Raw genomic sequence first — 19,512 nt, 5'->3', positions numbered from 1 at the left:
GCGCGATAGGAAAATAAGGCGGAGGTAGCCAAATGAGGGTGGCGAAGCGGACCGCGGTGGTGATCGGCGCGATGGCGGCGGTCGGCGCGCTGGTGGTGGGATGTGGTGGGTCGGTGAGCAATTCCGGCGGAACGGATGCCAAGAAATTGGTGTTGATTCCGGGTGTCGCCGACGAACCCTTCTACATCTCCATGCAATGCGGCGCACAGGACGAGGCGAGCAAACTCGGATACAAGCTGGACACGCAGGCGCCGACGAAATTCGATGCGGGCGCGCAGACTCCGGTGCTGACCGGTGTGGTGGCGAATAAACCGGGCGGCATCCTGATCGCCCCGACTCATGCGACGGCTATGGCGAATCCGATCAAACAGGCCAAAGATGCCGGGATCAAAATCATCGAGGTCGATACCGCACTGGACGACACCACCATCGCACTGTCGTCGATCGCGTCCGATAACAAAAAGGGCGGCGAACTCGCGGCGCAGACGCTGGCCAAGCTGATCGGCGACAAGGGACCGGTGCTGGTGATCAACACCAAGGCCGGCACCTCCACCACCGACGCGCGTGCACAGGGTTTCGAAGATGCGGTGAAGGCCTATCCGGGCATCACCTCGCTCGGTGTGCAGTACAACAATAACGAAGCGGCACAGGCGGCTTCGATCGTCACGGCGACCCTGGCCGCTCATCCCGACCTTGCTGGCATCTTCGCCACCAACCTGAGCTCGGCCGAGGGTGCGGCCACCGGGCTGCGCAATGCGAACAAACTCGGCCAGGTCAAACTGGTCGGCTTCGATGCGAGCCCGAAACAGGTCGAGGATCTGAAGGCCGGTACGGTGCAGGCACTTATCGCCCAGGATCCGGGCGGAATCGGCGCCAAGGGTGTCGACCAGGCCGCGGCGGCGCTGGAAGGTAAGCCGGTCACCCGGAATATCCAGACCGATATGGTGGCGATCACCCAGGCCGATATGGATGCGAATTCGAAGTACTTCTACAAGCGGAAGTGCTGACGGTTGGCGTATCAGAGCGTGTCGCCCATTGGCTCGAGCCATTCGACGGCAAGTGCCATGACAAGGTTGGCGCGGAAGACGATGGCACGTTTGTCGTAGCGGGGTGGCGATACCACGCCACGTCCATCCAAGACGAGTCGAGCTTCTTCACAACAATGTGGCGCTCGTCGACCGTACTCACGGGAATCGCTTCGCGATCGCCGCCGCGATCGCGTCCGGTGCGTGTTCCTGAATGAAGTGCCGCGCGCGCGGCAGCTCGACTACGTCGAGATCGGTGAAGGCGGCACGCATTCGCGGGATACAGGCGTTCGGACGGAACACCATGTCCCGCATTCCCCACACCAATAGGGCTGGCTTGTCGCCGAGCAGGACAGGCACGTCTCGGGCGAGTCGGTCCAGCAGCGGGCGCGCGGCACGAATTTCCTTGGGCATCATGGCAAGTCCGCGCCGGGCTTCCGCAGTGGGCTGCACCGCGCGATAGTGGTCGGCCTCGGCCGCGGTGAGCGTGCGCCCCAGCTCGGCGAGCAGGACGCGGTCAACGAGAAAATTCTGTTCGAGTATCCGCCGCTGCATCGGAGGGCTGCCCATGACCACGCTGAAAGCCCGATTCGCCATCGCTTCGATCGGCCAGAACAAGGTGTTGCCCAGCACGATCCCCCGCACCCGATCCGCGCGCGCAGTGACCGCGCCCAGACCGATGGGTCCGCCCCAATCCTGTCCCATCAGAACGAAGCCGTCGAGCTGCAGGTGATCGATCAGCTCGCCGAGGACCGCGGTGTGCTCAGCGATCGTGTAGCCGAAACCCGCGGGACGTTCGGACAATCCGAAACCCAGATAGTCGACAGCGACACACCGGTACCGGTCGCGCAGATCCTTCACGACGTGACGGTATAGGAAACTCCACGTCGGAGAGCCATGGCAAAACAGGAGCGGCGGCCCGGCCCCTTCATCGATGTAGTGAACCCGGCCGACGGACGAGTCGAACCAGCGCGACTCGAAAGGGTACAGACTCCCGTCGGGAACGAAGTCGATCAGCATTGGGCCCTCCCTCCCTCGGAGACAGACTACCTCTGGTGCACCCGGGCACTAGCCTCCACCGAAATGGCCGTCTCCGGATCGGAGCCCCCGCCGTGCTGCCGCATGGTCAAGGTGCTCGACGGGAGACACGGGCGAGTCCTCCACCCGCACGGCGTAGCCCGAATTCTCCAGTGCGGCAAGCACATCGTCACGATGTGTCGGACCACGTGTCTCCAAGGTCAGCGATACCTCGACCTCATCGACGGCGAGCCAGCCGCCGGTCCGCGAATGCACCACGTCGACGACGCTCGCGCTGGTCTTGCCGACCACCGCGAGTAGTCCGCTCAGCGCACCCGGGCGATCCGAAATCGTCACGCGCACAGCGAGATAGCGGCCCGCCGCACCCAGACCGTGCCCGATGATCCTGGTCAGCATCATCGGGTCGATATTGCCGCCGGACAGGATCGCGCATACCGGACCCTGCAGCCCGAGTTCCTCGGGCGTGCAGCTCATCAGGGCCGCCACGGCCGCGGCGCCCGCTGGCTCGACGATCAGCTTCGCCCGTTCCAGACACAGCAGCAGCGCCTTGGACAGCGCGTCCTCATCGACCGTCAGCACCGCGGGCACATGCGCGGCGACGTGCGCGAACGGCACCTCACCCGGCAGCCCGACCGCGATACCGTCGGCCATGGTCGACATGCGCGCCACCCGCACCGGCTTACCCGCTGCCAGCGAATCCGGCCATGCGGCCGCCTGCGCCGCCTGCACCCCTATCACCCGCACATGCGGTGCGACATGATGCAACGCGATGGCTACCCCGGCCAATAGCCCACCACCGCCGGTGGGCACGAGCACCGTCCCGACATCGGGCATCTGCTCGATGATCTCCAAGGCCACCGTCGCCTGTCCGGCCACGATGTCGGGGTGGTCGAACGGATGGATCAGCGTCGCGCCGGTCCGCTCGGCGAAATCCAGTGCGGCGTCCAGTGAGTCGTCGATGGTCTCACCCACCTGCCGCACCTCGGCCCCATATGCCTTGGTGGCCACCAACTTCGGCAGCGACGCGCCCACCGGCATGAACACCGTCGAGCGAATCCCCAGTGACGCGGCGGCCCACGCCACCCCCTGCGCATGATTTCCGGCACTCGCCGCGACCACGCCCCGTGCCCGATCCGCCGCCGGAAGATTCGCGATCCGGAAATACGCTCCCCGTGGCTTGAACGATCCGGTCCGCTGCAAATTCTCGCACTTCAGCCACACCTCGGTCCCGGCACGCTCGGACAACACCCGTGACGTCACCACTGGTGTCCGCCTGATCACCGGCGCCAATGCCGCCGCGGCCGCGTGTATCCGCTCCAGTCCCAGCAACTCCATGCGCCCATGCTGCCAGCACCTACGGGGCGACATATCGGAATCGTTCGATGATTGCGCGCAGCGGGGTTTCATTCGCTCCCCCTCCTGCGCCGATTCCGCGGGTTCCCGCAGAATCAGCGCAAGGATGAGCGCTGAGGCCAATACTCCGCCTTGGTTGCCGAGCCCGATGGCCCCCGCCTTCGGGGTTGCCGCATCCGGTGACCGGGTCTACGGGAGTTTGTGCTGAGCCAACGGCCCCGCCTATCTCCCCGCCTTGGCGAGATTGTGTGCGATGGTACCGAGACGGGCCAACCGGGCATCGCCCAGCGGTGTGAGCTTCCCACCGAGACGGTTGGTGACGAAGGCCAGCGACATACCGGTGGCCGGATCGGCGAACGCACCGGAGCCGCCGAGGCCGAAATGGCCGAAGGCGGAGACGGGTTCGGCCTTCGAGGGCTTCATCGGGACGCCGTGGTAGCCGAGCGCCCACGGAATGCGGAAGGCGAGAACGTAGTCGGGGGTGAAGACCTGGCGTTGGGTGATGTGCTCGATGGTTTCCGGGCGCAGCAGTTGGAAGTCGCCGAGTCGACCATCGGTTGCGAGCGCGCTGTACATCCTGGCCAGGGCACGCGCGGAGAAGACGCCATTGACGCCCGGCATGACCGAATCGTGTAGGCGCGGATCGGAAACCAAATCGGCGAACCCGCGGGGCGTGGTTTCGGCGGCGGCCGCGAAACGGGTCCGGCTCATCAGCCGGGTACCACTGTCCCAACTCATTCCGGCGACGGTGAGCCGGGGAAAGTTGGTGGCGATACGGCCGCGCTCGGCTTCCGGTACTCGGAACCAGAGTTCTTGCGCAGCAAGCGGTTCCGCGATTTCGGTGCGCAGAACTTCGGAGAAGTCCGAGTCGGTGACCCGGCGGATGAGTTCGGCGGCCAAGTGTCCGAAGGATATGCCGTGATAACCGCTGGTGTACACGTGCCGCGGATCGGGGGAGCAGGCCGCGAGGGCGGCGGTGACCTCGGCATCGTCGAAGAACCGCTGCACCGGTCCTGGCAGCAGTTCGCGTAACCGATGCAGGCCCGCCCGGTGCGTGAGCATCTCCCGCACGGTGATGCGCTCCTTACCCGCCGCCGCGAATTCGGGCCAATAGGTGGCGACCGGCTCGTCGTAATCGAACAGTCCGCGCTCGGCCAGTCGGTGGGCCAGCGTCGAGACCACACCCTTGCCGGTGGAATAGGCCATGGCCACGGTATCGGCGCTCCACGGCACGCCCGGATGCGCGAACCCGGCCCACACATCCACCACCGGTTCGCCGTGCTGGTAGACCACGAGTGCGCCGCCGCCATCGCTCGGGCGCCGGAACAGCCTGTCGAATTCGGCGACCAGGCGCACATAGCGACGATCCACCGACTGCGTTGTCGTAAGTGTCATCGGAAATACCCCTGTCATTCGACCAACCAACAGCATGGCACGGTGGTGATGCGGCCCCCTATGGGGGCGATATCCGCAGCAATCCGAGCATGCGACCGGTCGGTTCGGTGAACGTTTCCTGACCGTCACATCCGCGACCGCGATAGCAACACGGCTCGCATAGCGTGTCCACATGCCACCGAGACGACGATCGGCGCTGCTCGCGAGGCTGGTTGTCGATGAACCAGGCCGACCGCAAGTGATCCTCGGCGAACTCCGCCGGGTGATCCTCGACGGGGCCGTGCCGCCGTGCACCATCATCCCGCTGCGCGAGGTCGCCGAATTATTCGGCGTCAGCCATATCCCGGTGCGGGAGGCGCTCAAAACACTGATCGGGGAGGGGTTGGTCACGCATCGGCCGCACGGCGGGTACGCGGTGGCCCAGCTGACTCCCCATGAGCTGCGCGAAATGTACATTGTGCGCGAGACCCTGGAAACCGCCTCACTCGCGGCGGCCGCCCGCAATGCCACCGATGCCGATCTCGCACACCTGCTCGAGGTGAATTCGCTACTGGAACAGGCGATTCGGGACGACGACCCGGTCGCCTATCACCGCCGATCGCGCCACTTCCACGTCGCACTGACCAAGCCGTCGCGCATGTTCCGGCTACTGCACATGCTGGAGTCGGCGTGGAATGTCACCGAGCCGGTGCAGTCGATGGTGCATATCGGCCGCGCAGACCGGGTGCGTCTGCATACCGATCATGCGCTGATGCTCGACGCGTTCATGGCACGCGATGTGGATCGCCTGCTGCAGGTGGCCGAACGGCATCACCGCAGGTTGGAGACGGTCATCGCGACGCTGCCCACCGATACCGGCCTGCTGGCGCCGGAAGATATATCTGCCGCGCAATAGCCGGGCAATAACTGCGCAATGGCGGGGCAATGCGCGGTTTCTACCGTCGTTTCGATCGGCCGCTAGCGACTGCTTGCAGGTCGCTCGAAATGGTCCGCTTCGCCCTCGGATGGGACACACCATGACCGAAACGCTCACCACACCGGAAGCGCCCGCACCAGCTGCGGCCCCCGCCTACGACCCACGACTGACCAACGCGGACTTGGCGCCGCTGCGCAAGCAGACCTGGGGTTCCTACAACATCTTCGCGTTCTGGATGTCGGACGTGCACAGCGTCGGCGGCTACGTCACCGCGGGCAGCCTGTTCGCGCTCGGACTGGCCAGCTGGCAGGTGCTCGCGGCGCTGCTGATCGGGATCACGATCGTCTATTTCTTCTGCAATCTGGTCGCCAAGCCGAGCCAGGTCACCGGCGTGCCATATCTGGTCATGTGCCGCAGTGCGTTCGGGGTGCTCGGCGCGAATATCCCGGCCATCATCCGGGGTTTGATCGCCGTCGCCTGGTACGGAATTCAGACCTTCCTCGCCTCGGCGGCGCTGGATGTCGTACTGGTGAAGCTGTTTCCGGGATTGGCGCCCTATGCGGTCGTGGATGATTACGGCTTCCTGGGACTTTCGCTGCTCGGCTGGGGCAGTTATCTGCTGCTGTGGGTGGTGCAGGCCGGTGTGTTCTGGCGCGGTATGGAATCGATTCGGAAGTTCATCGACTTCTGCGGTCCCGCTGTGTATGTCGTGATGTTCCTGCTCTGCGGCTATCTGATCGCCAGGGCGGGCTGGAGTGCCATCGACCTGAACCTCGGTGCGGTGAAATACACCGGTTGGGCCTCGGTGCCGGTCATGCTCGGCGCGATCGCACTGGTGGTCTCCTACTTCTCCGGTCCGATGCTGAACTTCGGCGACTTCTCCCGCTACGGAAAGAGTTTCGCCGCGGTGCGGCGCGGCAATCTGCTCGGGCTGCCGGTCAACTTCCTGTTGTTCTCGCTGCTGGTCGTGATCACCGCATCGCTGACCGTCCCGGTCTACGGTGAGCTGATCACCGATCCCGTTGCGACGGTGGCACGTATCGACAGCACCTTCGCGATCGTCTTGGGCGCGTTGACCTTCACCATCGCCACCATCGGCATCAATATCGTCGCCAACTTCATCTCCCCGGCCTTCGACTTCTCCCATGTCAGCCCACAGCGGATCAGCTGGCGCGCAGGCGGCATGACCGCCGCGGTCGGCTCCATCCTGATCACGCCGTGGAACCTCTACAACAATCCGGAGGTCATCCACTACACCCTCGAGGTGCTCGGCGCGTTCATCGGCCCGCTGTTCGGCGTGCTCATCGCCGACTACTACCTGGTGCGCAAGCAGCAGGTGCTCGTCGACGACCTGTTCACCCTGTCGGAGACCGGAACCTATTGGTACGTCAAGGGTTACAACCCGGCCGCGATCATCGCAACGGCTGTCGCCGCGATCGTCGCGGTCATCCCGGTGCTGGCCAAGGATGTCACCGGTATGTACACCGCCGCGCAGTACAGCTGGTTCATCGGCTGCGGCGTCGGCTTCGTCACCTACTACCTGCTGGCTACGCGAACCCGACTGGCGATCGAGGGGGTTGCTGCCTGATGCGCATCCGGGTCGTCAACCCGAACACCACGCGGGCGATGACCGACACGATCGAGCGGTGTGCCGAGGCCGTAGTGGGTCAGGGCACACTGCTCGATGCGGTCACCGCCGAGATGGGGCCGGCCTCGATCGAGAGTCACTATGACGAAGCCCTCAGCGTTCCAGGCGTGCTGGCGGCCATTCGGCGCGGTGAGCAGGAGGGTGTCGACGGCTATGTGATCGCCTGTTTCGGCGATCCGGGCCTGGACGCGGCCCGCGAACTGGCCAGTGGCCCGGTCATCGGCATCGCGGAGGCGGCCATGCATACGGCCAGCCATCTCGGCCGCGGTTTCAGCGTCGTCACCACATTGAGCCGTACCATCGGCCGCGCCACCGATCTGGTGGAACGCTATGGCATGCAACGCCGCTGCCGCGGTATCCACGCCTGTGAAATTCCCGTGCTCGCACTGGAGACCGATCCGGATGCCCGCAAAATTGTCACCGAGGCCTGCCGCGATGCCGTGGATGTCAACGGTTCCGACGCGGTCGTCCTCGGCTGTGCGGGTATGGCGGACCTGTGCGACCACATTCGCGACGAGATCGGTTTTCCGGTGATCGACGGCGTCGCCGCCGCCACGCTGACCGTCCAGTCGCTGATCACCCTGGGTCTGCGCACATCGAGTCGGGGAGAGTTCGCCAGCCCACCGCCGAAGCCGTACACCGGGGTACTGCGGTCCTTCGGCGCGAATCCCTGAGTGAGGGAGCGGATTCCGGTCAGGCAGCGACGGCCGCGGTGATGGCTTGCATGGCGGCGTCGGGATCGTCGACGTCGACGACGAGGCGGGTGAAACCGGGGCCAGCGAGGTCGATGAGAATGGCGTGGCCGTCGAATCTGGTGTCCCAGAACTCTTTTCGGCGCCTACCTCGGTAGGTGCCCGCCGCGATCACGCCGGGAAAGAAGGTGCCGGGCGCGCGGACCCACGGTGGGCGCAGGTCGACCGGTGCGGTGGTGACCTCGGTGATATCGGCCAGATCGAAGGTCACATGCTCGCGTAGCGCCAGCAGTCGGTGCCCGCCGAGTACGTGAACCGTCACCTTGTCGTCTGTGACTTCGAATTCGACCATCGTGCACCTCACTAATTTCACAAGCTCGTATGCGATCAAGGATCCAAGTCGCTCCTGGCCGGAGGCTGTGCCATTCCTGTGAGTTCTCGAAGGTTTGTGCAGTGTGACAAGCGCCCCACTGTCGGGCCGAATACTTGCTGAAACGTAGATATGCGCATCAAAACATGAAACCGAGAGTGGTCGTCGAGTACCGCCCCGCACATACCGAACCAAACAACAGCAGGGGAGGTGGACCGAGGCAGCCGCCCGCGGATCAGCGCCGACTACAAGATGGCGCCGGAGATGATCAGTGGCTGCCTCGGCCCCGGCCTGCGCACCGGCATCGGCCGGGTCGGCGGGCCTTATCTTCGCTAGATGACCCGGGCCGCTTCGTCCGCGATGTCGAGCACACCCAGCAGCCACGGCGTGTAGGTCTCGGGGTGGTCGGCGATCGCGTCACGTAACGCATCCGGCTGGATCCACGCGTAGTCGGCGACCTCGGCCGGATCGGGCCGCGGTACCGCGGTCTGCAAGAACTCCGTATCCAACCGGCCGATGAGCACATGATCCCATTCGTGCTCCACGCGACCGGTCGCCGAATCCTGCGCGTGATACCGGAAGATACCGACCTCGGTGAGCGTCGTGGCCAACCCCAACTCCTCGGCCAACCGGACCGCGGCGGCCGCCGCCACCGGCTCATCCGGGGCCGGATGCCCACAACAGGTATTGGCCCACAGCAGCGGGAACCGCGTCTTCACCGCGGCACGCTGCTGTAGCAGCACCCGCCCCGCCTCGTCGAAGAGCAGCACCGAGAACGCGCGGTGCAGCAGTCCCGGCGCGGTATGAGCCTGTGCCACCGGGCACGCGCCGACCGCGCGCCCGGCCTCGTCGACGAGTTCGACGGGCAGGGTCTCGCGGTCGGTGATCGGTTCGGCCAGCGTTTCGCTCACCGGCCCACCTTATCGGCGGCGATCAGCAGGTATTGGAAGCTACCCTCCTTATAGGCGGTCAGGAACGGCTTCTCCACACCGGTCGCCAGTTCGGATCGGGTGCGCAGTTCCCAGTAGGGGATCGTCGCGGCAGTCAGATCGATGACATCGACCGGCACCAGATTGTGGTCGGCCATGGCACGGAAGTACTCGCTGCGCGGATGGATCATGCAGCCGTAATGGGCGTCGATCCAGCTGACCGAGGCCGAGCGCCCGCCGGTGACATCGTTGGAGCAGCCGGTGATGCAGACGTAGCGACCACCTGGTTCGAGCAGCCGGGAGAACTCGCCGAACAGGTCGGCGAGATCGACGTACATGGTGGTTTCGTTGGTCCAGATACCGCGCATCGATCCGGTGTCGAAGCCGGTATCCAGCATGTTCCGGAAGTGGAAACGCACCTTGTCCGCCACGCTGCGGTGCGCGGCCTGACCATTGGCGAAGCCGACCTGATATTCGGAGATGGTGACGCCGTCGACCTGACAGCCGAACCGCTGATTGGCCATGAAACTGGTGCCGCCGCGGCCGGATCCGCCGTCCAGCAGTCGATCGCCCGGCCGGATATCGCCGAGGTGATCCAGCAGCAGCGTGGCCTGCGCGGACTCGAGCCGGTGCAGTTCCTTGACGATCCGTTCCTCGCGGGTGTCCTCCGTCCCGGCCAGCGCCGCCTGATCGGGTTCGCCGATGCCGTAGTGGTGGTGGAAGAGTCCGTCGACCTCACCGAGTCTGGTATTCACCCGGTCGTCGTTCGGGTTGTTGTTCCAGTACTCGGCAACGGCCTTCTGGTAGTTGGTGCGCAGGACGGACCCGGTGTCGGGATTGAGCATGGTCATGCCTGATCATCCTCTCGTGTTGCGTTACTACGGATTTCGTTGCGGTACTGGCTAATTCGACTCGTTGTAGCGCTTACTCGCGGCATGCCAGGCCCGGTTTCCGCCCATCCAGGCCCACAGTCCGCCGAGGAATCGACGCAGTTCGGCCGACCCGACGGCAGCCAGCGGCCCCGCCTCCTGTTCGAACCGGTGCACGAGTTCGTCATGGATGGCGGCTGTGCGCACCACTGCCTCGCGCCGGGAGCACCGCTCCTGCGCCGCCAATACCGTCGGCAGGTTGAATTCCCTACCGTCCGAGCGGTCTTCGCGCGCCATCGAGTACAGGTCGTTCACCATCTGACTGGCCAGCGCGGCCGTGGTGACCACCCGGCGTACCCGCGGATCGGTGTACTCGGCGGCCTGGAGCTCATACCCGCCGACCACATCGATCGGCGCCATACACGGCAGGAAACTGTGCGGTTGCCGGTTGGTGAGGTACTCCCACACCGGTGGCATCCGGTGCGAGGCCCGCCAACCGGCCTCCGCGCCGAGCGCGATGAACCATCCGGCGATCTCCGTGCGCAATCGGGCGAGCTGAGCCGGGGTCGCATATCGGGACAGATGCTCGAAGGATGTACGGAACGCTCGCAGGATCGGATCGGCCCGCATGGCCCGTTCCAGCTGTGGCGCATAGCGCGCCGGCAGATGGACGGGATCTATTGCGGCGGCCGCCAGTTCGAGCCGTGGACCGAGTTCGGTCTCGGCATTGGACGGCGTGCCGTCGGGTGCGGTGTCATCGGCTCCCTCACAGTAGTAGTCGTCGACCGACCATTCGGAGACCGCGCATTTCGCGGCGGCGAGCAGCCGGTCGGGATCATTGCTGTCCGGATGGGCGAGCATGATCAGGCGGCCGAAGTCGGCATCGCGCAATTCATCCAGTCGCCCTTCGTAGAGGCCGATATCCCGTGCCCAAGCGATGAGCCCGTCGTTGACCAGTTCGGCCAATGCCGGGTCGTCGCGCAGCGGCGGTGGACAGTACAGCGGTGGAATCGGTGCCGCGGTGCCGTGCAGGTAGGCCGACGCGGCACCCAATCCGGTAGGGCCGAGTGGAATTCGACTCTGTGCGGATTGCTGTTGGGTTGGGACCGATCCGGTCGGCGCGGCCCCCTGCGCCGCGCCGACACAGATCGATGTGGCATCGGGCGCCACCGATGGCGGCCGGAAACCAGCCGCCGGGATAGTAGGTGTGCGTGCGGGGTCGGGTATCTCAGTAGTAGGTAGTCCCGTTTCGGTAGGCGCGGACGCCCGGAGTAAGAGCGCAGTCGCGCCGAGTCCGCTGGGTCCGAGGAGACCGCGCGGAGCAGGTGTCGTAGGTTCGGTGGGCCGGTCGAGTTCGTGCGAATCAGCGTCCACCACCGGGGCTTCGGATGATTCCTTCGATTCGGGTATCGCTGTGCATTCGGGTGTATTCGTGCTTTCGAGTGTTTCCGTGTTTTCAGGTGTTGCCGAGGCGTCCGATGGTTCCGGAGCCTCTAGCGGTAGCGTCGGCGGAGCGGTGGCATCGAGGTTCGACAACAGCGCGGCGACCGCGGCGGCCACATCATTGATGGCCGCCGGTGCCGAGGCACGCGAGAGCACCGACATCGGTCATCACCCCGGTCAGTCCGCCTGCCGGGCGACCAGGACGTTGTCGAGCACGCCCAGCGCGTCCGGCACCAGTACGGCCGCCGAGTAGTAACAGCTGATCAGGTAGGAGATGATCGACTGGTCGTCGATGCCCTTGAAACGGACGTTCAGGCTGGGTTCGTATTCGTCGGGAATACCGGTCTGATGCAGTCCGATAACGCCCTGATCCTTCTCGCCGGTACGCATGGCCAGGATCGAGGTGGTCTGGGTATCGCTGACCGGAATCTTGCTACACGGGAAGATCGGAACGCCGCGCCAGGCGAAGACGCGGTGTCCGTCCACCTCGACCGGATCGGGATAGAGCCCGCGTCTGCTGCATTCGCGACCGAAGGCGGCAACCGCTTTCGGATGTGCCAGAAAGAGTTTCGTACTGCGCCGCATGCTGAGCAGTTCATCCATATCATCCGGTGTCGGGGCACCGGATTCGCTGTAGATGCGCTGCTTCAGGTCGCAGTTGTGCAGCAGCCCGAAGTCGGCATTGTTGACCAGGTCGTTCTCGCGACGCTCGTAGAGCGCCTCGATGGTGAGTCGCAGTTGCTGCTCGACCTGGTTCATCGGGTCGTTGAACAGGTCGGCGACCCTGGTGTGCACGCGCAGAACGCTCTGCCCCAGGCTGAGTTCGTATTCGCGCGGGGCGGCGTCGAGGTCGACGAAGGTGCCTTCGAGCAGCGGCTCGCCCGAGTGGCCCGAGGAGATCTCGATATTCGCCTCGCCCTTGTGATTTTGCGGCCGGGCCGGTGCGTCGGCCACCCGGGATAATTGCTCGCGCAGTGCCGGAGTGTATTCCAGCATTTCGTCGAGCGTTTGCCGGGGCAGTATCAGCATCGTGGTCTGGGTGACAGTTTTGACGGTCACCGGCCAAATAGCGGACTGGTCGACAAGTGTGTCGTCACCGAAGAAATCCCCTCCGGCCAGCATGCCCAACATGGTTTGCTCGCCGTATTCTCCGGTGCCGATCTTGCTGAGTTTTCCGTGCACGATCAGCATGACCTGATTCATCGGGTTGCCGAATTCGGCGACCACGGTGCCGGGCGCGAGGTCGCGTTGTTCGAATCGCTGGGCGAGTGCGCGCAGTGTCTCCTCGTCGTCGAAGTCCCGCAATTGCGGAAGTTCGGTGAGTTCCATCGGAATCACCCTGGCCTGCGAGCCGTCGATGACGAACTCGACCTCGCCATTGCCGACGGTATGGGACAGGCGTCGGTTGACTCGGTAGATACCGCCGTTGACCTGTGTCCACGGCAGCATGCGGGTGAGCCAGCGCGAGGTGATGCCCTGCATCTGCGGCTCGGATTTGGTGGTGTGCGCGAGCTGGTGGGCGGCACCCGTGCTGAGGCTCTTGCGAACGTTGTTTTCCGTTTGGACTGGCATTTCGATGGTCATGCGTTGTCCTCACCTGAGATGGTCACCGAGACGGGCGATTGTGCAGTACTGGTAGTCGACGGCTCTTCAGATTCGGTGGTGCTCACAACAATTCGACAGGCGGTATGCCTGTTGGGCTGAGACGACGTGGTTGCCGAGAGATAGGGCGGACCGGGGCATGGAAACGCGAACCGACTCTCTCGTGCGAATTGGCTTACGCGACATTGCGTTCCGAACGGCATCGATCCTAAACCGCGAAAGATACTGTGCGCACCGAATTTTCGAAGAACAAGCCACGAGTATGCCGGTCTGTTTTCTGGATGGTAACGACATGAACTCGATGTGGACAACCGCAGATAACGTCCTGGGATGAATCGGAACTCGAGGGCGTGTGGCGGTACGGTCGGTATTTTTCTGCGGGCCGTCACGGCGGACATCCGGACGATCGACCCACCTGGCATGGAACCCGTCACAGCGGACTCATAATGGAGACACGGTGTGGGAAGCTCGTCTGACCACATCGGGGTATGTGATACGGGTCACTTTGCAGGGTAGGGCCAGGAGCGATCGTGAAGTTCAATGCGAAGAGTGTGGTGGGGTCGGTGCAGCGGTTGATGGCAACTGCTCAGAACGGCCTCGAGGTCATCCGCTTCGGTGGGTTGACCACCGATGTCGAGGCGTCGCCGTTCGAGATCGTCGAACGGCGCAGAATGTATCGGCTGCGCCACTACTTCCCCGACGATACGACGCCGGGGCGCCCGGTCGCGGTCTTGGTGCCGCCGCTGATGGTGAATGCCGATATCTGGGATGTGAACGCCGAAGACGGTGCGGTCGGTATCCTGCATCGCGGCGGAATCGACTGCTGGGTGGTCGATTTCGGCTCGCCCGCCAGTGAGGAGGGCGGCTGGGAACGGGATCTGGCCGATCACGTCCTCGCCGTCAACAGCGCCATCGACACGGTCTGCGATGCGACCGGCAGCAGCGTGCACCTGATGGGGTACTCGCAGGGCGGCATGTTCGCCTACCAGAGCACCGCGTACCGGTTCGGCAAGGGCGTCGAGAGCATCGTGACCTTCGGCAGCCCGGTCGATGTCGTCGCGGGGATGCCGTTCGGCCTGCCGTACGACATGGTCTCCGACGTCGCGGAATTCCTGGCCGACCATGTGGTCACCCGGCTGCCGATCACCGACTCCATGGTCCGGCTCGGCTTCCAGATGCTCGATCCGGTGAAGACCGCCAAATCGCGCATCGACTTCCTGCGCCAGCTGCACGACCGGGAGGCGCTGCTGCCCAAGGAACGCCAGCGCCGATTCCTCAATAGCGACGGCTGGGTCGGCTACGCCGGTCCGGCGGCTGCCGATCTGCTCAAGCAGTTCGTCGCGCACAATCGAATGATGCTGGGCGGCTTCGTGATCCGGGACCAGCCGATCTCGCTGGCCGAGTTGAAGTGCCCGATTCTGGCCTTCGTCGGCGAGGTCGACGATATCGGTCAGCCGGCCGCGGTGCGTGGCATCGTCCGGGCCGCGCCCAATGCCGAGGTCTACGAAGCCAGTTTGGTCGCAGGGCATTTCGGCCTGGTCGCGGGCAGTATGGCGACCAAGCACACCTGGCCGCTGGTGCGTCAGTGGATCGATTGGATGGACGGCGATCAGCCGCTACCACCGGAGATCGCGCCGATGGCCGAGCATGTCGCGCCCAACCGGCCGAATTCGGCGGCCACCCGCGTCGTGCACACCGCGGCCACCCTGGCCGAGGCGGGCGCCGGTGTCGGCAAGGCACTGGAAGGGATCGCCAACAATACCGTGCGCGGTTCGATCGAACTCGCCGGTGAGGCCGCGCGGGCGCTGCCGCGACTGACCCGGCTCGGCATGATCCAGCCGCACACCCGAATCTCCTTGGGCCGCTTGGTCGCCGAACAGGCGCGCCGCGCCCCGCTGCGCGATCTGTTCCTATTCGACGATCGCGTGCACACCAACGCGGCCGTCAACGCGCGCATCGATAATGTGGTGCGCGGTCTCATCTCCGTCGGCATTCGCCCGGCCATGCGCATCGGTCTGGTGATGGAGACCCGGCCGAGCGCGCTGGCTACCGTCGCCGCGCTCTCGCGCCTCGGCGCGGTAGCCGTCCTACTTGCCCCCGGCAGCGAACTGGACCGGGCCATCGAGCTCACCGGCATCAAGACCCTGGTCTCCGATCCGGAGAACCTGCGTGCCGCGGCGGCCACCGGCACCCGGGTGCTGGTCCTGGGCGGCGGCAATACCCGCGCCCTCGATCTACCCGTGGGGGAGAACCTGATCGACCTCGAGCAGATCGATCCCACTGAGGTTCAACTGCCCGCCTGGTACCGCCCGGATCCGGGTTTGGCGCGCGAATTGGCATTCGTGCTCGTCACCGGTACCGGCGACCGGCTGGAGACCAAGTACATCACCAACTACCGCTGGGCCCTGTCTGCATTCGGGACAGCCACCACCGCGGATCTGGATCGCAAGGACACCGTCCTGTGCCTTGCGCCGCTGCATCATTCGTCCGGTCTGCTGGTGAGCCTCGGCGGTGCGATTGCGGGTGGCAGCCGGATCGCGCTGGCCAGATCGCTGGATCCGACCCGGTTCGGCGAGGAGGTGCACCGCTACGGCGTCACGGTGGTCACCTACACCTGGACCATGTTGCGCGACATCCTCGACGCCGAGGTCTTCCCGTCCGGGCACCAACATCCGATCCGCCTGTTCATCGGCTCGGGCATGCCGGCCGGGCTGTGGCGGCGCACCACCGAACAGTTCGCGCCTGCGCGGGTGCTGGAGTTCTACGCGTCCATCGAGGGCGATGTGGTGCTGGCCAATGTGACCGGTGTGAAGGCGGGCTGCAAGGGCCGCCCGGTACCGGGCACCGCCAAGGTGGAACTGGTCGCCTTCGACCCGGTCACCGAGCAGATCCGGACCGACGCGTCCGGCTTCGCGCGTCGCTGCGCCGATAACGAGGTCGGTCTGTTGATCGGCAAGGCGATCGAGGGCGTCGACCTCTCCGACGGCGGACTGCGCGGAGTGTTCACCGCGGGCGATGCGTGGATGCCGACGGAGAACCTGTTCCGCCGCGATGGCGATGGCGACTACTGGCTGGTCGATCGCGCGGACACGGTGATCCGCACCGCACGCGGACCGGTATTCACCCAGCCCATCGTCGATACCCTCAACGACATCACCGCGGTCGATATGGAGGTCGCCTATGGGCTGCCCGTCGGCGAGCACGCGCTGGCGGTGGCGGCGGTCAGCATCCGCAGGGGCCTGCGGCTGGAACCCAAAGACGTGACCGAAGCGGTGCGAGCCCTCGATCCGGACCAACGGCCCGACATCGTGTACGTGGTCGAAGAGATCCCGCGCAGCTCGTCCTACCGCCCGTCCACCCGCGCGGTGCAGGCCGCGGGCCGCCCGCAGCCGGGACCCGATACCTGGTGGTACAACCGGGAAGCGGACTCCTACGAGGTGCTCACCGAGGCCGAAGCAGGCGCGATTCTCGGAACCGACTGACCACGGTTCGGCGTCCCGGCGAAAGCCGGGACGCACTGCGGAAGCTACCCGTCGATACGGCCGTTCACCGCAGCGACAAACCGGGCCCGAGTGCCGCTGTCGACGCGCACAAGTGCGTAGCGTGGATACCAAATCCTCGACGACGACGGAGGTTCGAAATGTCGTGGAAAGTTCGGCTCGGCTTCGCCGTCCTGGCGCTGCTGGGCGCGCTGATGGTTCTCGGCTTCGTGAAGAGCCTGATCTTCGAGCTGGTCCCGTTGGTGATTCTGCTGTTGCTCGGCTACGGCGCATTCCGGCTATATATGGCCAGCCGGGGTAAAGCCGAAACGCCGCCGCAGCTGCCGAACACGACGCCGCCCGCGGTCCAGGCCCGACCGCCGAAGGATGCGGCGACCAGACTCCGCGAGATCCGCGAGGATGCCGCCCGTCAGCAGAGCCAGCAGCAGTAGGGACCGGGCTACGAGCTGTAAGCGGTAACGGCCTCGAGCACGCGACCGAGCTGAGCCTCGGTCAGCATCGGCCACAGCGGCAGCCGCAGAATCGTCGAGGAGAACCGCGCGCTGCGCGTGCACGGCACCGGCGTCCGCCCGTACTTCAGTCCGGCCGGGCTGGAATCCAGTGGGATGTAGTGGAACGGCGCGACGATGCCCTGCGCCGCGAGGTGCCGGATGAGCCCGTCGCGGGACTCCTCACTCGGCATCTGCAGGAAGAACATGTGCGCGGTGTGTTCCCGATCCGCCGGCACCGGCATCAGTCGCGCGCCGGTGCGCTCGGCCCAGTCCGGCAGTTGCGCGGCATAGGTGTCCCACACGCGGTGGCGCTGCGCCTGGATCGCGTCGAATTCGTCGAGTTGCGCGTCGAGTACGGCCGCGTTCAGTTCGCTGGGCAAATAGCTGGAGCCGATATCCTGCCAGGAGTACTTGTCGACCTGGCCGCGCAGGAAGCGGGCCCGGTTGGTGCCCTTCTCCCGCATGATCTCCGCGCGGCCCATCAGGATCTCGTCGGATAGCAGCAGCGCGCCACCCTCACCGCAGTGCACGTTCTTGGTGTCGTGGAAGCTCTGCGTGCCGAGGGCGCCGATGGTGCCGAGTTTGCGACCGCGCCAGGTGCCGCCGAGGCCGTGCGCATTGTCCTCGATGAGGGCGATGCCGTGGTGTTCGGTGAGCGCGAGCAGCCGTTCCATATCGGCGGCGACACCGCCGTAGTGCATGACCACGACCGCTTTGGTGCGATCGGTGATGGCGTCGGCGACCGAATCCGGGTCGATATTGCCGCTCGCCTCATCGATATCGACGAAAACGCACGTCGCACCGCGCAGCGCCATCGAGGTGGCCGCCGAGGTGAACGCGAAGCTCGGCACGATCACTTCGTCGTCGGGTCCGAGTTCGAGCAGCAGCGCGGCCAACTCGAGTGCATGCGTGCACGAGGTGGTCAGCAGCGCGTGCGGGGTGCCGGTGATGTCCTTGAGCTTGGCCGTCGCGGAGGCGGTGAATTTGCCGTCGCCGTGGCTGTGGTCGGAGCCGAGTACGGCCTCGATATTCGCCAGCTCGCGGCTCGCGCGGAACGGCCTGCTGAAGATGATGCGCTCTGTCACGCCCCGTTGCCCTTCTCGCCCGCGGCTGCCGGTACCGCGGCGGTGACTCGATGGGTCGTGTCCGGCGCCTCGATGGTAGCCGGGCGCGGAGTGGGGGAGTCTACGGTCAGATAGAGCGGTTTACCGACCAGAATATGCAGCGCCACACCGAGATACTCGGCGATCAGGCCGAGTGAGAACAGGATCGCGCCCGAGCACAGCAGCATCACGACGATCATCGAGGTCCACCCCTCGGGATCGTTGTTATGGCCCGCCAGCTTCTGGACGATGATCACCGCCGCCAGGATCCCGCCCGCGAGCGCCAGCGTGCCGCCGAGCAGGCTCACCAGCCGCAGGCCGCGGGTTCCGCTGCACAGCACCATCTTCCAGAACAGCGAGAACAGCCGCCGATAGTTGTAACCGGATTCCTCACGCCCCTCGGCGCGCAGCACCACCGGTACCGAGATGGCATTGCCGACCACCCAGGTCAGGGCCACGTCGAGGTAGGCGCCGTTGGCGGCGACCTCGGCGAGCTGACGGCCGATATCGCCACGGATCAGCCGGAAGCTCTCGAACCGTGTCGAATCCGGGAAGGCGAAGACGGTGGCCAGCACGATCTTGGCGCCGCGCGAGGTGAGGTTGCGCAGGAAGCCGTGCGGGCGGGTATTGGTCGGTTTGGAGTAGACCAGATCGGCGCGTTCGGCCAGCGCTGCGTCGAGGAAGGCCGAGATGAAAGCGGGATCGTGCTGACCGTCCTCGTCCATCGTGACGATCCACTCGCCGCGCGCGACCGCCATACCGGCGATGGTCGCGGCGTCCTGGCCGAAGTTGCGGCTCAGCCACACCGCCCTGACCTGCCCGTAGGCATCCTCCAGCTGCTGCATGACGACGTCGGAGCGATCCGGGCCGTTGTCGTGGACCAGGATGATCTCGTCGACGACGAAGGTGGTGCCGCCGGGTGTCGTGGTCGGCTCGGCGAATTTGTCGAGTTCGGCGACGAGCGCGGAGATGGTGTCCTCGCCCCGGTAGACGGGTACGACGACGGAGACCGAGTGCCGCTGGCCGCGCTGGGACCGGACAAACGGACGCTCGCTCGATGTCCCCGGAACCGGCCGGGGCGTACGTGCGGTGGGAATCGGCATTGGCGAGATCGACTTTCGATGACGGTGCGTGCCGG

General features: G+C 65.4%; 17 protein-coding genes. 7 read left to right on the top strand and 10 right to left on the bottom strand.

Annotated elements, in window-relative coordinates; genetic code table 11:
* The first annotated feature begins 32 nt into the window (after positions 1 to 32).
* Positions 33 to 1,007 (top strand): ABC transporter substrate-binding protein, encoded by a 975-nt coding sequence (locus ACQP1G_RS31080; RefSeq protein WP_433193155.1) that lies wholly within the window; start codon positions 33 to 35, stop codon positions 1,005 to 1,007.
* A gap of 177 nt (positions 1,008 to 1,184) precedes the next feature.
* On the opposite strand, the gene ACQP1G_RS31075 is transcribed toward ACQP1G_RS31080, so the two are convergent.
* The 3 genes from ACQP1G_RS31075 to ACQP1G_RS31065 form a co-directional block, all read right to left on the bottom strand.
* Positions 1,185 to 2,045 (bottom strand): haloalkane dehalogenase, encoded by an 861-nt coding sequence (locus ACQP1G_RS31075; RefSeq protein ID WP_433193154.1) that lies wholly within the window; start codon positions 2,043 to 2,045, stop codon positions 1,185 to 1,187.
* A gap of 48 nt (positions 2,046 to 2,093) precedes the next feature.
* Complete coding sequence (gene ilvA / locus ACQP1G_RS31070) at positions 2,094 to 3,398, bottom strand: threonine ammonia-lyase (protein ID WP_433193153.1); 1,305 nt, start codon at positions 3,396 to 3,398, stop codon at positions 2,094 to 2,096.
* Between the two features lie 240 nt (positions 3,399 to 3,638).
* Positions 3,639 to 4,811, bottom strand: a complete 1,173-nt coding sequence (locus ACQP1G_RS31065; protein WP_433193151.1) for a serine hydrolase domain-containing protein — start codon at positions 4,809 to 4,811, stop codon at positions 3,639 to 3,641.
* A gap of 172 nt (positions 4,812 to 4,983) precedes the next feature.
* Here ACQP1G_RS31065 and ACQP1G_RS31060 point away from each other — a divergent pair, with 172 nt between their 5' ends.
* From ACQP1G_RS31060 to ACQP1G_RS31050, 3 genes are all read left to right on the top strand, one after another.
* On the top strand, positions 4,984 to 5,706 hold the full coding sequence (locus ACQP1G_RS31060; protein ID WP_433193150.1) for a GntR family transcriptional regulator: 723 nt from the start codon (positions 4,984 to 4,986) through the stop codon (positions 5,704 to 5,706).
* A 121-nt stretch (positions 5,707 to 5,827) separates the two neighbouring features.
* On the top strand, positions 5,828 to 7,315 hold the full coding sequence (locus tag ACQP1G_RS31055) for an NCS1 family nucleobase:cation symporter-1 (RefSeq protein WP_433193149.1): 1,488 nt from the start codon (positions 5,828 to 5,830) through the stop codon (positions 7,313 to 7,315).
* Positions 7,315 to 8,049 carry an aspartate/glutamate racemase family protein gene (locus ACQP1G_RS31050; protein WP_433193147.1) on the top strand — a complete coding sequence of 245 codons (735 nt, stop codon included), beginning with the start codon at positions 7,315 to 7,317 and terminating at the stop codon, positions 8,047 to 8,049. Before ACQP1G_RS31055 ends, ACQP1G_RS31050 begins: the two co-directional genes overlap by 1 nt.
* Before the next feature lie 19 nt (positions 8,050 to 8,068).
* Here the strand turns inward: ACQP1G_RS31050 and ACQP1G_RS31045 are convergent, their stop codons facing one another.
* Complete coding sequence (locus ACQP1G_RS31045) at positions 8,069 to 8,419, bottom strand: hypothetical protein (protein ID WP_433193146.1); 351 nt, start codon at positions 8,417 to 8,419, stop codon at positions 8,069 to 8,071.
* 228 nt (positions 8,420 to 8,647) lie between these two features.
* Between ACQP1G_RS31045 and ACQP1G_RS31040 the strand changes: the two genes are divergently transcribed.
* On the top strand, positions 8,648 to 8,773 hold the full coding sequence (locus tag ACQP1G_RS31040) for a hypothetical protein (RefSeq protein WP_433193145.1): 126 nt from the start codon (positions 8,648 to 8,650) through the stop codon (positions 8,771 to 8,773).
* On the opposite strand, the gene idi is transcribed toward ACQP1G_RS31040, so the two are convergent.
* From idi to ACQP1G_RS31020, 4 genes are read right to left on the bottom strand one after another with little or no spacing between them, the layout of a single operon-like run.
* Positions 8,770 to 9,348 carry an isopentenyl-diphosphate Delta-isomerase gene (idi, locus tag ACQP1G_RS31035; protein WP_433193144.1) on the bottom strand — a complete coding sequence of 193 codons (579 nt, stop codon included), beginning with the start codon at positions 9,346 to 9,348 and terminating at the stop codon, positions 8,770 to 8,772. The two genes, ACQP1G_RS31040 and idi, sit on opposite strands and share 4 nt — an antisense overlap.
* Entirely contained in the window at positions 9,345 to 10,217 is an 873-nt protein-coding gene (locus ACQP1G_RS31030) for a geranyl diphosphate 2-C-methyltransferase (RefSeq protein ID WP_433193143.1), read from the bottom strand. The genes idi and ACQP1G_RS31030 overlap by 4 nt, the downstream gene beginning before the upstream one ends.
* A 51-nt stretch (positions 10,218 to 10,268) precedes the next feature.
* Complete coding sequence (locus tag ACQP1G_RS31025; RefSeq protein ID WP_433193142.1) at positions 10,269 to 11,840, bottom strand: family 2 encapsulin nanocompartment cargo protein terpene cyclase; 1,572 nt, start codon at positions 11,838 to 11,840, stop codon at positions 10,269 to 10,271.
* Positions 11,841 to 11,855: 15 nt separating this feature from the next.
* The gene (locus tag ACQP1G_RS31020; protein ID WP_433193141.1) at positions 11,856 to 13,262 is read right to left on the bottom strand and encodes a family 2B encapsulin nanocompartment shell protein; all 1,407 of its coding nucleotides are present in this window, start codon (positions 13,260 to 13,262) and stop codon (positions 11,856 to 11,858) included.
* A gap of 548 nt (positions 13,263 to 13,810) precedes the next feature.
* Here ACQP1G_RS31020 and ACQP1G_RS31015 point away from each other — a divergent pair.
* Together ACQP1G_RS31015 and ACQP1G_RS31010 are read left to right on the top strand one after the other, a co-directional pair.
* Positions 13,811 to 16,762 carry an acyl-CoA synthetase gene (locus tag ACQP1G_RS31015; RefSeq protein ID WP_433193140.1) on the top strand — a complete coding sequence of 984 codons (2,952 nt, stop codon included), beginning with the start codon at positions 13,811 to 13,813 and terminating at the stop codon, positions 16,760 to 16,762.
* Between the two features lie 158 nt (positions 16,763 to 16,920).
* On the top strand, positions 16,921 to 17,211 hold the full coding sequence (locus ACQP1G_RS31010; protein ID WP_433193139.1) for a hypothetical protein: 291 nt from the start codon (positions 16,921 to 16,923) through the stop codon (positions 17,209 to 17,211).
* Between the two features lie 8 nt (positions 17,212 to 17,219).
* Here the strand turns inward: ACQP1G_RS31010 and rffA are convergent, their stop codons facing one another.
* Positions 17,220 to 18,356, bottom strand: coding sequence for a dTDP-4-amino-4,6-dideoxygalactose transaminase (gene rffA / locus ACQP1G_RS31005; RefSeq protein ID WP_433193138.1), 1,137 nt, complete (start codon positions 18,354 to 18,356; stop codon positions 17,220 to 17,222).
* Positions 18,353 to 19,477, bottom strand: coding sequence for a glycosyltransferase (locus ACQP1G_RS31000; RefSeq protein WP_433193137.1), 1,125 nt, complete (start codon positions 19,475 to 19,477; stop codon positions 18,353 to 18,355). Before ACQP1G_RS31000 ends, rffA begins: the two co-directional genes overlap by 4 nt.
* Positions 19,478 to 19,512: the final 35 nt, after the last annotated feature.

Source organism: Nocardia sp. CA-107356 (assembly GCF_050946365.1).
Lineage (GTDB): Bacteria > Actinomycetota > Actinomycetes > Mycobacteriales > Mycobacteriaceae > Nocardia.
Note: the sequence above shows the minus strand (reverse complement) of the source record. Positions and strands in the feature narration are given on the sequence as shown.